This is a genomic window from Mesorhizobium sp. M00.F.Ca.ET.216.01.1.1 (assembly GCF_004010325.2).
Classification (GTDB): Bacteria; Pseudomonadota; Alphaproteobacteria; order Rhizobiales; family Rhizobiaceae; genus Mesorhizobium.
Map to the genome: position 1 here is coordinate 159,941 of NZ_SADR02000009.1, position 15,165 is coordinate 175,105.

The following is a 15,165-nucleotide window of genomic DNA, read 5'->3' on the forward strand; positions in this document are numbered from 1 at the left end:
GAACTCAGGCGCTACCCTTGGCCTCCCGCTTCAGCCGTTCGATCGCCATCAGCACATGCTCCGGCGTCGCCGGTGGATCGAGGCGCGGGCAGATCCTGTGGTCGGCGACGCTCGCCACCGCATCCGACAGCGCATGCAGCACCGACATGCCGAGCGGCAGAGGTGGCTCGCCGACCGCCTTGGAGCGGTGAACCGTCGGCTCACTCGCCTCCGGCCAGTCGGCCAACGTCACGTTGAAGATCTTCGGCCGGTCCGAGGCGAGCGGGATCTTGTAGGTCGACGGCGCATGGGTGCGCAGCCGGCCCTTGTCGTCCCACCAAAGTTCCTCCGTCGTCAGCCAGCCCATGCCCTGGATGAAGCCGCCCTCGACCTGGCCGAGGTCGATGGCGCGGTTCAGCGAGCGGCCGGTTTCGTGCAGGATGTCGGTGCGCTCGACCACATATTCGCCGGTCAGCGCGTCGACCGAGACTTCCGAGCACGCGGCGCCATAAGCGAAATAGTAGAACGGACGGCCCTCGCCCTTGTCACGGTCCCAGTGGATCTTCGGCGTCTTGTAGAAGCCCGCCGCCGAAAGTTGGATACGGGCCATATAAGCCTGCCTGACGAGATCGGCGAAGGCGATCTCCTGATTGCCGATGCGCACCCGGTTGGGCAGGAAAAGCACCTGATCGCGCGGCACCTGGTATTTTTCGGCGGCGAAATTGGTCAGCCGATCCCTGATCTGCCGGGCAGCGTTCTGCGCCGCCATGCCGTTGAGGTCGGAGCCGGAGGAGGCGGCGGTGGCCGAGGTGTTCGGCACCTTGCCGGTCGTCGTCGCGGTGATCTTCACCTGGTCGATGTCGATCTGGAATTCCTCCGCCACCACCTGCGCAACCTTGACATAGAGGCCCTGCCCCATCTCGGTGCCGCCGTGGTTCAGATGCACGGAACCGTCGGTGTAGACATGCACAAGCGCGCCGGCCTGGTTGTAGTGCGTGGCGGTGAACGAGATGCCGAACTTGACCGGCGTCAGCGCCAGCCCGCGCTTGATAAAGCGGCTGTTGGCGTTGAACGCGTCGATGGTGCGGCGACGCCTCGCATAGTCGGAACTCGCTTCCAACTCGGCGACGATGCGGTGGATGATGTTGTCCTCGACCGTCTGGTGGTAAGGCGTGATGTTGCGGTCGCTGGTGCCGTAGAAATTCTTCTTGCGGATTTCGAGCGGATCCTTGCCGACAGCAAAGGCCACTTCATCAATGACGCGCTCGGCGGCGACCATGCCCTGCGGGCCGCCGAAGCCGCGAAAGGCGGTGTTCGACACGGTGTTGGTGTAGAGCGGCGCCGACTGCGCGTGCACCGCCGGCCAGAAATAAGTGTTGTCGCAATGGAACAAGGCGCGGTCGGTGACCGGGCCGGAGAGGTCCGCCGAGAAGCCGCAGCGCGCCGCGAACATGAAGTCGACGCCGAGGATATTGCCCTCGTCGTCGAAGCCGACCTCGTAGTCGACGAGGAAATCATGGCGCTTGCCGGTAGCGATCATGTCGTCGTCGCGGTCGGGCCGGATTTTCACGGCGCGGTGATGCTTCTTCGCGGCGATGGCGGCGAGCGCGGCAAACTGGTTGCCTTGCGTTTCCTTGCCGCCGAAGCCGCCGCCCATGCGGCGGATCTCCACCGTCACCGCATGGCTCGGCACGCCGAGCGCATGGCTGACCATATGCTGGATTTCGCTCGGATGCTGGGTCGAGGAATAGATGGTGACGTCCTGGTCCTCGCCGGGAATGGCCATGGCGATGTGGCCCTCGAGGTAGAAATGCTCCTGGCCGCCGATGCGCATCTGCCCTTTCAGCCGGCGCGGCGCCGCTTTGATCGCAGCCGCGGCGTCGCCGCGCTTCAGAATGAGCGGTGGCGTGACGAGCTTGTCTTTCTTTCGGTCAAGCGCACCGATGTCGGTGATGAAGGGCAATTCCTTGTACTCGACCTTGGCCAGTCTCGTGGCGCGGCGTGCCTGCTCGCGGGTTTCGGCAATGACGCAGAAGATCGGCTGGCCGAAGAATTGCACCTTGCCGTCTGCCAGCACCGGTTCGTCGTGACGGCCGGTCGGCGATATGTCGTTCTCGCCCGGCACGTCTTTTGCCGTCAGCACATCGACGACGCCGGGCGCTGCGCGCACCGCCGACAGGTCCATGCTGGTGATGGTGGCGTGCGTGGCGGTCGAAAGCCCGAGGCAGCCATGCAGCGTGCCGGATGGTTCCGGCATGTCGTCGATATAGACGGCCGTGCCGCTGACATGCTTGTGCGCGGAATCATGGCGCTGGTCGGTGGCGACGCCGCCGGAGATTTTTTGCGCCTTCAGGTTGGCGGTCGTGTGCTTGTTCATCACGCCGCCTCGTGCCGTGAAACCTGGATCGGCACCTTGGTGCCGCTGGTCTCGACAAAGAAGCGCAGCAAAAGGTTGCGCGCCGCCAAGGCCCGGTATTCGGCGCTCGCCCGCATGTCGGTGAGCGGGGTGAAGTCGTTTGCGTATTCGCCCATCGCCACCTGCACCGTCTCCTCCGTCCAAGGCTTGCCGAGCAGTGCCTTCTCCACGCCGAAAGCTCGCTTCGGCGTCGCCGCCATGCCGCCATAAGCGATGCGGATGTCCGCCACCCTGCCGTCCCTCGCCAGCGTCAGGAAAAACGCGCCGAGCGCGGCGGTGATGTCCTCGTCACGGCGCTTGGTGATCTTGTAGACGGCGAATTTCGTTCCCCTGGCCGGCACCGGGACATGCACGGCCTCAACGAATTCGCCCGGCCGCCGGTCCTGCTTGCCATAGGCAATGAAGAAGTCTTCGAGCGGGATCGTTCGCCGCTTGTCGCCGCGGCGCAGTATCAGCCGCGCGCCCAAGGCGATCAGCGGCGGCGGCGTGTCGCCGATCGGCGAACCGTTGGCGATGTTGCCGCCGATAGTCCCCATGTTGCGCACCTGGTCGCCGCCGATTCGATCAAACAGCGGCCCGAGCGCGGGAATGCGCTTCGCCAACATCGAGAAGGCTTCGCTATAGGTGACACCGGCGCCGATCGAAATGACGCCTTTGTCCTCGGAGATTGCGCACAGCCCGTCGAGATTGCCGATGAAGATCGCCGGCGAGATAGCGCGCATATGCTTGGTCACCCACAGGCCGACATCGGTCGAGCCGGCAACGAGGGTGGCGCCCGGCTCGTTGTCGAACACAGCGGCGAGATCATCGGCATCGGCCGGCACGACCAGCCGCTGCTTGCCGGCGCCGATCTCGATGCGCGAACCGTCTTTCATGGCCGCGAGCTTGGCGGTGACTGCCTTGCGCTCGGCTGCCAGTGGGTCCTTTGCCGCCTTGCCGTAGCTTGAGATGGCGCGCGCGGCGCGCACGATCGCCTCGTAACCGGTGCAGCGGCAGAGATTGCCCTGTAGCGCCTTTTCGATGGCCGCATCCGACGGCTCCGGCGACCGCATCCACAGCGCGTACAGCGACATGACGAAGCCCGGCGTGCAGAAGCCGCATTGCGAGCCGTGGAAATCAACCATCGCCTGCTGCACCGGATGCAGCTTTTCGCCGTCGCCGCGCAGATGCTCGACGGTCACGACATGCGTGCCATCGAGCGAGCCGAGGAAACGGATGCAGGCGTTGACGCTTTCATAGACCAGCCGGCCGGCAGAGAGCCTGCCGACTAGCACGGTGCAGGCGCCGCAATCACCCTCGGCGCAGCCCTCCTTGGTGCCGCGCAGCGCGCGGTCGAGCCGAAGCCAGTCGAGCAAGGTCTCGTCGGGAGCGACCATGCCGAGCGCGATATCCTCGCCATTGAGGATGAAACGGATTTCGTTGCGTGTCTTGACCTTGGCCATGTCTCAGCTCCCCCGATAGGTCGAATAGCCATAGGGCGATATGAGCAGCGGCACATGATAGTGCACCGGCTCGGCCATGCCGAAGCGGATCGGTACGCTGTCGAGGAAGGCTGGCTCCGTCAGTTTCGCGCCCTGTCGGCGCAGATACTCGCCGGCGGCAAAGACCAGCTCGTATTCACCGGTGCGGAATTCCGCGCCGGCAAGCAGCGGTGCATCGCAGCGGCCGTCAGCGTTGGTGACGACCGTCTTCAGATGCGTCCGCTCATTACCATCGATGCGATGAAGCTCGATCGATAGGCCTGCCGCGGGCCTGCCGGTCGCGGTGTCGAGGACATGCGTCGTCAGACGCCCGCCGTCGGCTTTCGACGTTTCTGCCACTGGCTGCTCCCATTGCGGTACAGTCGAACATTGCTGATGAATTGTGCGCCAATTAAAGGCGATGCATAAGTCCCGGTCGAGCGGAGCGCGACAAAAACACTTTCAAAAATTTTCGGGGGAATGCGCAAGCGACCTTTTCGACTATCCTGATCACACCATCCGGCAGGAGCGACAATGCGTTACCTACGAAACATGCGTGGCTACGGAGTCAATCCTCCGGATCCGAAATGGCCTGGCGGCGCTCATGTCGCGGTGCAGTTCGTCGTCAATTACGAGGAAGGCGGCGAGAACTGCGTCCTGCATGGCGACAAAGCTTCGGAAGCCTTCCTGTCCGAGATCGTCGGCGCGGCGCCCTGGACCGGCCAGCGCCACTGGAACATGGAATCGATCTACGAATATGGCGCCCGCGCCGGTTTCTGGCGCTTGCTGCGCCTGTTCACCGAGGCGCAGGTGCCGGTCACCTGCTATGGCGTCGCCACCGCGCTGGCGCGTTCGCCCGACCAGGTCGCGGCGATGCAGGAGGCCGGCTGGGAAATCGCCTCGCACGGGCTGAAATGGATCGACTACCGCGACCACGCCGCGGAAGACGAGCGCGGTGACATGGAAGAGGCGATCCGGCTGCACTACGAGGTGACAGGCGCACGCCCGACCGGCTGGTACACCGGCCGCACGTCGATCAACACCGTGCGGCTGGCTGCGGAAGAAGGCGGCTTCGACTATGTGTCGGATACCTATGACGACGAGTTGCCCTACTGGTTCGAGCATAACGGACCGGACGGCTCGGCGAAGCCGCAGCTCATCATCCCCTATACGCTCGACGCCAACGACATGCGCTTTGCCACGCCACAAGGTTTCAATTCGGGTGACCAGTTCTTTGCCTACCTGAAAGACAGTTTCGACACGCTCTATGCCGAGGGCAAGCAAGGGCGGCCGCGCATGATGAATATCGGCCTGCACTGTCGCCTTGTCGGGCGGCCGGGCCGGGTCGCGGCACTGAAGCGCTTCGTTGATTACGTCAAATTGCACGACAAGGTCTGGCTGGCGCGGCGTATCGACATCGCAAAGCACTGGCAAGAAACCCATCCATTCCGGCTGTCGACCTTGCGCCCGTCGAAAATGGAATTCGAGGCCTTCGTCCACACTTTCGGCGGCATGTTCGAGCATTCGCCGTGGATCGCCGAACGTGCCTATGAGCTGGAACTCGGGCCAGCGCACGACAGTGCCGGCGGGCTGCACAACGCACTCTGCCGGGCGTTTCGCGCAGCCAGCGAGGCGGAGCGGCTCTCCGTGCTCAACGCCCATCCCGATCTTGCCGGCAAATTGGCTCAGGCCAGGAGGCTGACGGCCGAATCGGCCAGGGAACAGGCTTCCGCCGGGCTCGACGCACTGACCGACAAGGAGCGCGAGCTGTTCTCCAAACTCAATGCCGCCTACGTCACCACCTTCGGCTTTCCCTTTATCATCGCGGTGAAAGGCAAGACCAAGGAGGAGATCCTGGCGGAGTTCGAGGCACGCATCGGCAACAGCCGCGGCGTCGAATTCGAAACCGCTTGCAAACAGGTGGAGCGGATTGCGCTGCTCCGGCTGAAGGACATGCTTCCACAGTAGACCTTGGCTTCCACAGTAGGCCTTGGCTTCCACAACAGGCTTTGAACTTATGGATACGATCAAGATGCCGGACCGAACCTATTACGCGCCACAGGGCGGTCACCCCGGCCAGAGCGAGCTGCTGACCGGCCGCGCCGTCTTTACCGAGGCCTATGCCGTCATTCCCAGGGGTGTGATGCAGGACATTGTCACCAGCGCCTTGCCGTTCTGGGACCAGGCCCGGGTCTGGGTGTTGTCGCGCCCGCTGTCCGGATTTGCCGAGACGTTCTCGCAATACATTGTCGAGCTGGCGCCCGGCGGCGGCAGCGACCGGCCGGAACCGGATGCCGGCGCCGAGGGTGCGCTGTTCGTGGTCGAGGGCGAGCTGAGCGTTTCGGTTGCCGGCAGCAAGCATCTTCTGCGGCCGGGCGGCTTTGCCTTCCTGCCGCCGGCCAGCGGATGGACAGTCCGCAATGAGAGCGGCGCTGCGGTCCGCTTCCACTGGATCCGCAAGGCCTACGACGCCGTCGAAGGTATAGACGTTCCGCAAGCTTTCTTCAGCAACGAACAGGACATTGCGCCGAGCCCGATGCCCGGAACCGACGGTAGATGGGCGACGACGCGTTTCGTCGACCCTGCCGACATGCGCCACGACATGCATGTCACCATCGTCACCCTCGAGCCCGGCGCGGTCATCCCGTTTGCCGAGACGCATGTCATGGAGCACGGCCTCTACGTGCTGGAGGGCAAGGCGGTCTACCGCCTCAACCAGGACTGGGTCGAGGTCGAGGCCGGCGACTATATGTGGCTACGCGCGTTCTGCCCGCAGGCTTGCTATGCCGGCGGTCCGGGAAAATGCCGCTATCTGCTCTATAAGGACGTCAATCGCCACGCCAAGCTCGGCGGCGCCGGCCTGGCGGGACGCACGTCATGAGCCGCATCGTCGCGCGGCCGCTGACCCGCGAGAGCTTTGCCGAATTCGGCGATGTCATCGATATGGCTGGCGACAACCACTATCCGATCAATGGCGGCAAGGCCGAGCGCTATCACGACCTCGCCACGGCACAAGCGCTAGGGCCGAATGCGCGCGTGCTGATCTCCATGGTGCGCGGCACGCCTTACGACTTGCCGCTGAAGCTGACGATGGTCGAGCGCCATCCGTTCGGCAGCCAAGCCTTTATCCCGCTATCGCCGCGGCCGTTCCTGGTTGTCGTCTGCCATGACGGCGGCGAAGGCCCCGGCGAACCGCACGCCTTCATCACCGCGCCCGGACAGGGCGTCAACTATCCGCGCAATCTGTGGCACGGCGTGCTGACGCCGATCGGCGAAGCCCAGGATTTCCTGGTCGTCGACCGTGGCGGTGACGGCTCCAACCTCGAAGAGTGCCATTTCTCGCACGCCTATGAGATCCATCTCCCCGACGGGAGCCAATGATGACCGACATTTCGCTGATCGACCGCCTGCTCGACGTCATCGAGCACGACATCGTGCCGAAGACGGCCGCAGGCGTCGCCCACGGCAACAAGCTGTTCGGCGCGGCGATCCTGCGCAAGGACGACCGCTCGCTTGTGCTCGCCGAAACCAACAACGAGACCGAAAACCCGCTCTGGCACGGCGAGGTACACTGCCTGAAGCGCTTTTACGAAATGCCTAAGGCCGAGCGCGTCGACACCAGGGACGCCATCTTCCTCGCCACGCACGAGCCCTGTTCGCTATGCCTGTCGGCGATCACCTGGACCGGTTTCGACAATTTCTACTATCTGTTCAGCCATGAGGATTCGCGCGACAGTTTCGCCATCCCGCATGACCTGAAGATCCTGAAGGAGGTCTTCACGCTCGACCCCAGCGGCTACAATGGCGAGAACGCCTACTGGAAGAGCTTTTCGATCCGCCGGCTGGTGCGGTCGCTACCTGAGGCCGAGCGCCAGCGGCTGGAAGCGCGGATCGACAAGATCTCCGCCCGCTACGACCAACTGTCCGACGCCTACCAGGCGAGCAAGGCCGAGAACGACATTCCGCTGAGTTGACGCGGATTGACCAGCCGAATTCGTTGGCTGGCCCACGACGAGATCGCATGGGCTCCATCATCTGGCGACCTTGGAGTCGTCCGCATGAAAACCGTCACTGAATTTCCCCGCAAGGTCGTCGAATTTCCGGATATGGGGATCGTCATGCCGGACGGTTGCCGGCTGTCGGCGCGGGTGTGGATGCCGGTCGATGCCGCCGACGATCCGGTGCCGGCGATCCTCGAGCATTTGCCGTATCGCAAGCGCGACGGCACGATTTATCGCGATCAGCTGACGCATCCCTATTTCGCTGGCCACGGCTACGCCTCGATCCGCGTCGACATGCGCGGCAACGGCGATTCCGAAGGGCTGATGGACGACGAATATTCCGAGCAGGAATTGCAGGACGCCTGCGATGTCATCGCCTGGGCGGCAGCCCAGCCCTGGTGCAACGGCAGTGTCGGCATGATGGGCATTTCCTGGGGCGGCTTCAACTGCCTGCAGGTGGCGGCAATGCAGCCGCCGGCGCTGAAGGCGGTCATCAGTCTGTGCTCGACCGTCGACCGCTATGCCGACGACATCCATTACAAGGGCGGCTGCCTGCTGATCGAGAATTTCGGCTGGGCCTCGACCATGCTGTCCTATTCGTCGCGGCCGCCGGACCCGCTGATCGCCGGTGACAACAGATGGCGTGACCTGTGGCTGACCCGGCTGGAGAACCAGCCTTTTCTCGCGCCGCTGTGGCTCAGCCACCAGCATCGCGACGCCTATTGGACGCGGGGCTCGATCTGCGAGGACTATTCAGCCATCCATGCCGCGGTGCTGTCGATCGGCGGCTGGCATGACGGCTATCGCAACACCATCTCCCATCTCGCGACCAATATCGAGGCGCCGGTCAAAGGCATCGTCGGTCCGTGGATCCACAAATACCCGCATTACGCCGCGCCCGAACCCCGCATCGGCTTCCTGCAGGAGGCGTTGCGCTGGTTGGACCGCTGGCTGAAAGACGCCGACACCGGCGTCGAAACCGATCCCGCCTATCGCGCCTATGTGATGGACAGCGTTCGGCCCGCGCGCTGGCATCCCGAGCGGCCGGGCCGCTGGGTCGCCGAGCCGGTATGGCCCTCGGCCAATATCAAGACGCAGGCGATCGAGCTTATCCCAAAGGACGGCAAACCCGCCATCGTCGCCTCGCCGCAAAGCTGCGGCCTTGCCGGCGGTGAATATTTTCCCTTCACCTTCGGCCCGGAACTGCCTGGTGACCAGCGCCCGGACGATGCGCTGTCGGTGTGTTTCGACCGACCGGCACTGAGCGAAGCGATTGACATCGTCGGCGCCCCCGAAGTCCTGGTGAGGGTGTCGTCGGACCGGCGCCAGGCCAACATCGCGGTGCGGCTCTGCGACGTGCATCCCGATGGCGCCTCGGAGCTGATCTCCTACGGCGTGCTCAACCTCACGCACCACAAGTCGCACGAATTCCCGGAGGCGCTGGTGCCGGGCGATACGGTGCCGGCGCGGGTCGTGCTCGACCAATGCGCCTACCGCGTGCCGGCCGGCCACCGCCTGCGCATTGCCGTTTCAAACGCCTACTGGCCGATGATTTGGCCATCGCCGGAGCCGGTCCGGCTCGAGCTTAAGGCCGCGACGCTGATGCTGCCGCTGCGCCCGCCGGCGGAAGGCGACGAGGTCGCGTTCCCCACGCCCGAGGCCGCCGCGCCCTGGGCGACGGAGACGGTCCGCGCCGCCAATTCCGAGCGCCATGTCGATCGCGACGAGAAGACGGGAATAGTCACGCTTTCCATCGTCGACGATTTCGGCGAGGTGCGCGATCTGGCCCACGGCCTCGCCAATGGCAGCATCGCCCGCGAGACCTGGTCGATCCATCCCGATGATCCGCTGTCGGCCTCGGGCAAGACGCACTGGACGCAGACGCTGTCGCGAAATGGATGGTCGGTGCGCACCGAAACCTTTGCCGAAATGCGTTCCGACGCACAAAACTTCGTGCTGACCGCCAGAATCGAGGCCTATGAAGGCGAGGAACTAGTTTTCGAGCGCAATTTCGAGGAGCAAGTCGCCCGCGCCCTGCTTTGAGCCCTGACGGGATTGGTCCAATTGCGACGTGCGATTTACGCCACGGCATGTCGCATTCGGTCTTGCTTGTCGCTTTCCCTTGCAGTCATTATTCTCCTCACAAGAAACGAGAAAAACGACCAAAAGGTCGCACCAACAGAGTGAGGAACTCAATATGTCTAATGAACTGGAATTTCTGAGCCATCGCGTCGCTTCCGGCAAACTGAGCCGTCGCGATTTTCTCGGCCGTGCGGCAGCGCTCGGCGTCACCGCGACCTTCGCCAACTCGCTGCTTTCAAGCGCAGCGCGCGCCGCCGGTCCGGTCAAGGGGGGCACACTGAAAGCCGGCCTGGTCGGTGGCGAATCCACCAACAGCCTCGACCCGGCCCTGTTCATGACGCAGGTGCCGTTCGCCTTCGGCAAGATGTGGGGCGAAATGATTGTCGAGCTTTCCCCGGAGGGCAAACTCGAGAACCGCATCGCGGAGGAGATCGGCTCGTCGGACGACGCCAAGGTGTGGACGCTGAAGATCCGCGACGGTGTCGAATTCCACAACGGCAAGACGGTGACCGCAGAGGACGTGGCCGCCACGCTCGAACGCCATTCGGACGAGAAGTCGAAGTCCGGCGCACTCGGCTACATGAAGGGCATCGAGACCATCAAGGCCAGCGGCAAGGAAGTCGTGCTGACGCTGAAGGAACCGAATGCCGACCTTCCCTACCTGCTCAGCGACTATCACCTGATCGTCCAGCCGAATGGCGGCAAGGACAAGGCCGACGCCGGCATCTCCGCCGGCCCGTACAAGGTGACCACCAACGAGCCCGGCGTGCGCCATGGCGGCGAGCGCTTCGCCAACTACTGGCAGGGCGACAAGATGGGCCATGCCGACCAGATCGAGATCATCGTCATCAACGACGCGACCGCGCGTACCGCGGCTCTGCAGGGCGGCCAGGTCAACATGATCAACCGCGTCGAGCCGAAGATCGTCGACCTGATCAAGCGCGTGCCTGGCGTCACCATCCGCAACCATTCGGGACCCGGCCACTACGTCTTCATCATGCATTGCAACACGGCGCCGTTCGACAATAACGACCTGCGCATGGCGCTGAAGTTGGCAATCGACCGCGAGGAAATGCTGAAGAAGGTGCTGCGTGGCTACGGCTCGCTCGGCAACGACTTCCCAATCAACGCTTCCTACCCGCTGTTCACCGAGATCGAGCAGCGCAAGTACGATCCGGACAAAGCCAAGTTCCACTACAAGAAGTCGGGCCATGACGGCTCGATCCTGTTGCGCACCTCGGATGTCGCCTTCCCCGGAGCCGTCGACGCAGCGCAGCTCTACCAGCAGAGCGCGGCCAAGGCCGGCATCAAGCTGGAGGTCAAGCGCGAGCCAGGCGACGGCTATTGGTCGGAGGTCTGGAACAAGCAGCCCTTCTGCGCGTCCTACTGGGGCGGGCGCTCGACCCAGGACCAGATGTATTCGACCGCCTATCTGTCGACGGCCGACTGGAACGACACGCGTTTCAAGCGCCCGGATTTCGACAAGATGGTGCTGGCGGCGCGCGCCGAGCTCGACGAGGCCAAGCGCAAGGCGATATACCACGACATGGCGGTCATGGTGCGCGACGAGGGCGGCCTGATCCTGCCGATGTTCAATCAGTTCATCGACGCGACGGGCGCCAAGGTCGCCGGCTGGGTGGAAGATCCGCATCAGGAGCTGTGCAACGGCTACGCTTTGGCGAAGTGCTGGCTCGAAGCCTGAGCCCGGCCTTGCGGATATGTCCTCACCCATCGTGAAACTGGTCGCCCAGCGCATCGCGCTGGGCATCCTGCTGCTGTTGGCCGTATCGGTCCTGATCTTCGCCGGCACCCAGATCCTGCCCGGCGACGTCGCGCAAGCCATTCTCGGGCAATCAGCGACACCGGAGTCGCTCGCCAATCTACGTGAGCAGCTCGGCCTCAACGATCCGGCTATTGTCCGCTATTTCCGCTGGCTCGGCGGTGTGCTCACCGGCGATCTCGGCACCGCGATGTCGAGCGGGCAAGACATTGCGACATCGATCAAGGGACGGTTGTGGAACACGCTGTTCCTTGCCTTCTGGGCGGCGATCGTGGCGGTGCCGCTGGCGATCATCCTCGGCCTGATCGCGGTGCGCTACCGCAACGGCTGGGTCGACAAGCTGATCTCCGGGCTGGCACTTGCCTCGACCTCGTTTCCCGAATTCTTCATCGGCTATGTGCTGGTCTTTTTCTTCGCTGTGCAGCATCAATGGTTCCCTGGCATTTCGACGGTCTATGATGGCATGCCTCTCGGCGAGCGCCTGCAAGCGATCGCGCTGCCGGCGACGGCGCTGACGCTGGTGGTGCTCGCGCACATGATGCGCATGACGCGCGCCGCGATCCTAAACGTCATGCAGTCGGCCTATGTGGAAACGGCGGAGCTCAAGGGGCTCTCGGCATTCGCCGTGATCCGCAAGCACGCCTTCCCCAACGCGATTGCGCCGATCATCAACGTCGTCATGCTCAATCTCGCCTATCTGATCGTCGGCGTCGTCGTGGTCGAGGTGATCTTCGTCTACCCCGGCATGGGGCAATATCTGGTCGACCACGTTACCAAGCGTGATGTGCCGGTGGTGCAAGCGGTCGGCCTGATCTTCGCCGCCGTCTACATCAGCCTGAACATCGTTGCGGATATAGCGGCGATCGTCGCCAATCCGCGCCTCAGACATCCGAAATAGGGGGCGGGCATGCTCGATATCAAACGCATCCCCATCCCGGCGCTGGTCGGCATCGTGCTGACGGCGTTGTTCGTGCTGGCTGCGATCCTGGCGCCATGGATCGCGCCGCACGGTAATGGCGAGATCGTCGGTGATGTCTGGGAACCGATGTCGGCGCAGCATTGGCTCGGCACTGACAATCTCGGGCGAGATCTGTTGTCACGGATGATGTACGGCGCCCGCATCACGCTGTTCATCGCGGTGCTTGCCACCGCTTTGTCCTTCTCGCTCGGCGCCATTCTCGGGTTTTCGGCGGCGGTTTTCGGCGGCTGGTTCGACACGCTGCTGTCGCGTCTTGTCGATCTCCTGATGTCGATTCCGACGCTGATCATGGGCCTCGTCGTGCTCTCGGTGCTGCCATCCAACTTGGTGACGCTTATCCTGGTCATGGGCATTCTCGATTCGACCCGTGTCTATCGCCTGTCGCGTGCGGTCGCGGTCGACATCAACGTCATGGATTACGTCGAGGCGGCCAAGCTGCGCGGCGAAGGCGAGGGCTGGATCATCTTCCGCGAGATCCTGCCCAACGCATTGTCGCCGCTGGTTTCCGAACTCGGCCTGCGCTTCATCTACGCGGTGCTGTTCCTGTCGACGCTGTCCTTCCTCGGCCTTGGCGTGCAGCCACCGGATGCCGACTGGGGCGGTATGGTCAAGGAAAACAAAGACGGCATCGTCTTCGGCATAGCGGCGGCGCTCATCCCGGCGGCGGCGATCGCCTCGCTGGCGATCTCGGTCAACCTGGTCGCCGACTGGGTGCTCAACCGCACGACAAGCCTGAAGGGAGGGCGCGGGTAATGGCTGACAAGCATCCGAAGTCCGGCATGCTGCTCGACATCCGCAATCTGCGCATCGAGGCAACGGTGTATCCGCCGGGCGAGCCGCCGAAGAACATCGTACTTGTCCATGATGTCTCGCTGACGCTCGAGAAGGGCAAGGTGCTTGGCCTGATCGGCGAATCCGGCGCCGGCAAGTCGACCATCGGCCTGTCGTCGATGGGCTATGGCCGCGGCGGCGTTCGCATCACCGGCGGCGAGGTGATCCTCAACGGCCGCGACATCCTCAAGGGCGGCAAGGAGGGTTTTCGCAAGCTGCGCGGCCGCGAAGTCTGCTATGTGGCGCAATCGGCGGCGGCGGCCTTCAACCCGGCGCACAGGCTGATGGATCAGGTGGTCGAGGCGGCACTGCTGCACGGCACGGCGACAAGGGCCGAGGCCGAAAGGCGCGCCGTGGCGCTGTTCAAGAAGCTCAGCCTGCCGAACCCCGAAAGTATCGGTGAACGCTTTCCGCATCAGGTATCGGGCGGCCAGTTGCAGCGCGTAATGACGGCGATGGCGCTGTGCTCGGAGCCCGATTTGATCGTCTTCGACGAACCGACCACGGCGCTCGACGTGACGACGCAGATCGACGTGCTGGCGGCGATCAAGGATGCCATCCGCGACACGCATGTGGCGGCGCTCTACATCACCCACGACCTTGCCGTTGTCGCCCAGGTGTCGGACGAGATCATGGTGCTGCGCCACGGCCGGCTGGTCGAATGGGGCGGCACCCGCCAGATCATCAAGGAACCGCGCCAAGAATACACCAATGCGCTGGTGTCGGTGCATCAGATCGAGCACGAGGAGCAGAAGCCCGGCACGACGCCCTTCCTGGCGGTCAAGAGCATCACCGCCGCCTACGGGCGCAGCCATATCAAGGTGCTGAAGAACGTCTCGGTCGATATCTATCCGGGGCAGACGCTGGCCGTCGTCGGCGAGTCCGGCTCCGGCAAGTCGACGCTGGCACGCGCCATCACCGGCCTGTTGCCGCCCGAGCAGGGCACGGTCACCTTCGACGGACGCCCGCTCGCCAACCGGCTCGCCGAACGGCCGAAGGAGGATCTGCGCCAGCTGCAGATGATCTATCAGATGGCCGACGTGGCTATGAACCCGCGCCAGACCGTGGGCACTATCATCGGCCGGCCGCTCGAATTCTATTTCGGCATGCGCGGGCGTGAACGCGACAAGCGCGTCGCCGAACTGCTCGACAAGATCGAGATGGGCAAGGGTTTCGTCGACCGCTATCCGGCCGAGCTCTCCGGCGGCCAGAAGCAGCGCGTCTGCATTGCCCGCTCGCTCGCCGCCAAGCCAAAGCTGATCATCTGCGACGAGGTGACATCGGCGCTCGACCCTCTGGTGGCCCACGGCATACTGGAGCTGTTGCTCGGGCTGCAGAAGGAGGAGAATGTCGCCTATCTGTTCATCACCCATGACCTGGCGACGGTGAAGTCGATCGCCGATTCGATCGCGGTGATGTATCGCGGCGAGGTGGTGCGCTACGGTGCCAAGAGCAAGGTGCTGACGCCACCCTTCGATGCCTACACCGACCTTCTCTTGTCTTCCGTTCCTGAAATGGAGATCGGCTGGCTGGAAAAGGCGATCAAGGGGCGGCGCATGGCCAGCGCGGGGAATTAGGCGCCCAACGATCCGCCACGCCTGGGACGGCGCCAGTGCGCATGCCCTCCCTTCTCCACT

12 protein-coding genes are annotated in these 15,165 nt (G+C 63.8%); 9 read left to right on the top strand and 3 right to left on the bottom strand.

Annotation, left to right across the window (positions count from 1 at the left end):
• Window positions 1-4: 4 nt before the first annotated feature.
• The 3 genes from xdhB to uraH are packed head-to-tail and all read right to left on the bottom strand — an operon-like array spanning window position 5 to window position 4,215.
• Window positions 5-2,356, bottom strand: coding sequence for a xanthine dehydrogenase molybdopterin binding subunit (gene xdhB / locus EN859_RS14285; protein WP_127853463.1), 2,352 nt, complete (start codon window positions 2,354-2,356; stop codon window positions 5-7).
• A complete protein-coding gene (gene xdhA, locus EN859_RS14290) occupies window positions 2,356-3,837 on the bottom strand; it encodes a xanthine dehydrogenase small subunit (protein ID WP_127853462.1) in 1,482 nt (493 codons plus the stop codon). The genes xdhB and xdhA overlap by 1 nt, the downstream gene beginning before the upstream one ends.
• 3 nt (window positions 3,838-3,840) lie before the next feature.
• Window positions 3,841-4,215, bottom strand: a complete 375-nt coding sequence (gene uraH, locus EN859_RS14295) for a hydroxyisourate hydrolase (RefSeq protein ID WP_127853461.1) — start codon at window positions 4,213-4,215, stop codon at window positions 3,841-3,843.
• Between the two features lie 174 nt (window positions 4,216-4,389).
• Here uraH and puuE point away from each other — a divergent pair, with 174 nt between their 5' ends.
• The 9 genes from puuE (at window position 4,390) to EN859_RS14340 (ending at window position 15,105) form a co-directional block, all read left to right on the top strand.
• Window positions 4,390-5,823, top strand: a complete 1,434-nt coding sequence (gene puuE / locus EN859_RS14300) for an allantoinase PuuE (RefSeq protein WP_127853460.1) — start codon at window positions 4,390-4,392, stop codon at window positions 5,821-5,823.
• Window positions 5,824-5,872: 49 nt separating this feature from the next.
• A complete protein-coding gene (locus EN859_RS14305; protein ID WP_127853459.1) occupies window positions 5,873-6,736 on the top strand; it encodes a bifunctional allantoicase/(S)-ureidoglycine aminohydrolase in 864 nt (287 codons plus the stop codon).
• Window positions 6,733-7,236, top strand: a complete 504-nt coding sequence (locus EN859_RS14310) for an ureidoglycolate lyase (RefSeq protein WP_127853458.1) — start codon at window positions 6,733-6,735, stop codon at window positions 7,234-7,236. The genes EN859_RS14305 and EN859_RS14310 overlap by 4 nt, the downstream gene beginning before the upstream one ends.
• Window positions 7,236-7,829 (top strand): nucleoside deaminase, encoded by a 594-nt coding sequence (locus EN859_RS14315; RefSeq protein ID WP_127853457.1) that lies wholly within the window; start codon window positions 7,236-7,238, stop codon window positions 7,827-7,829. The genes EN859_RS14310 and EN859_RS14315 overlap by 1 nt, the downstream gene beginning before the upstream one ends.
• A gap of 84 nt (window positions 7,830-7,913) precedes the next feature.
• Window positions 7,914-9,899, top strand: coding sequence for a CocE/NonD family hydrolase (locus tag EN859_RS14320; RefSeq protein ID WP_127853456.1), 1,986 nt, complete (start codon window positions 7,914-7,916; stop codon window positions 9,897-9,899).
• 154 nt (window positions 9,900-10,053) lie between these two features.
• Window positions 10,054-11,640 carry an ABC transporter substrate-binding protein gene (locus tag EN859_RS14325; RefSeq protein ID WP_127853455.1) on the top strand — a complete coding sequence of 529 codons (1,587 nt, stop codon included), beginning with the start codon at window positions 10,054-10,056 and terminating at the stop codon, window positions 11,638-11,640.
• Between the two features lie 16 nt (window positions 11,641-11,656).
• Complete coding sequence (locus EN859_RS14330; RefSeq protein WP_127853454.1) at window positions 11,657-12,616, top strand: ABC transporter permease; 960 nt, start codon at window positions 11,657-11,659, stop codon at window positions 12,614-12,616.
• Window positions 12,617-12,625: 9 nt separating this feature from the next.
• A complete protein-coding gene (locus EN859_RS14335) occupies window positions 12,626-13,450 on the top strand; it encodes an ABC transporter permease (RefSeq protein ID WP_127853453.1) in 825 nt (274 codons plus the stop codon).
• A complete protein-coding gene (locus tag EN859_RS14340; RefSeq protein ID WP_127853452.1) occupies window positions 13,450-15,105 on the top strand; it encodes an ABC transporter ATP-binding protein in 1,656 nt (551 codons plus the stop codon). Before EN859_RS14335 ends, EN859_RS14340 begins: the two co-directional genes overlap by 1 nt.
• The last annotated feature ends 60 nt before the right edge of the window (window positions 15,106-15,165 follow it).

Bases quoted from the DNA above. Each gene is read 5' to 3' on its own strand.
- EN859_RS14340 (WP_127853452.1), top strand. From the start codon at position 13,450: ATGGCTGACAAGCATCCGAAGTCCGGCATGCTGCTCGACATCCGCAAT.
- EN859_RS14330 (WP_127853454.1), top strand. From the start codon at position 11,657: ATGTCCTCACCCATCGTGAAACTGGTCGCCCAGCGCATCGCGCTGGGC.
- xdhA (WP_127853462.1), bottom strand. From the start codon at position 3,837: ATGGCCAAGGTCAAGACACGCAACGAAATCCGTTTCATCCTCAATGGC.
- EN859_RS14310 (WP_127853458.1), top strand. From the start codon at position 6,733: ATGAGCCGCATCGTCGCGCGGCCGCTGACCCGCGAGAGCTTTGCCGAA.
- EN859_RS14335 (WP_127853453.1), top strand. From the start codon at position 12,626: ATGCTCGATATCAAACGCATCCCCATCCCGGCGCTGGTCGGCATCGTG.
- puuE (WP_127853460.1), top strand. From the start codon at position 4,390: ATGCGTTACCTACGAAACATGCGTGGCTACGGAGTCAATCCTCCGGAT.
- EN859_RS14325 (WP_127853455.1), top strand. From the start codon at position 10,054: ATGTCTAATGAACTGGAATTTCTGAGCCATCGCGTCGCTTCCGGCAAA.
- EN859_RS14320 (WP_127853456.1), top strand. From the start codon at position 7,914: ATGAAAACCGTCACTGAATTTCCCCGCAAGGTCGTCGAATTTCCGGAT.
- xdhB (WP_127853463.1), bottom strand. From the start codon at position 2,356: ATGAACAAGCACACGACCGCCAACCTGAAGGCGCAAAAAATCTCCGGC.
- EN859_RS14305 (WP_127853459.1), top strand. From the start codon at position 5,873: ATGGATACGATCAAGATGCCGGACCGAACCTATTACGCGCCACAGGGC.
- EN859_RS14315 (WP_127853457.1), top strand. From the start codon at position 7,236: ATGACCGACATTTCGCTGATCGACCGCCTGCTCGACGTCATCGAGCAC.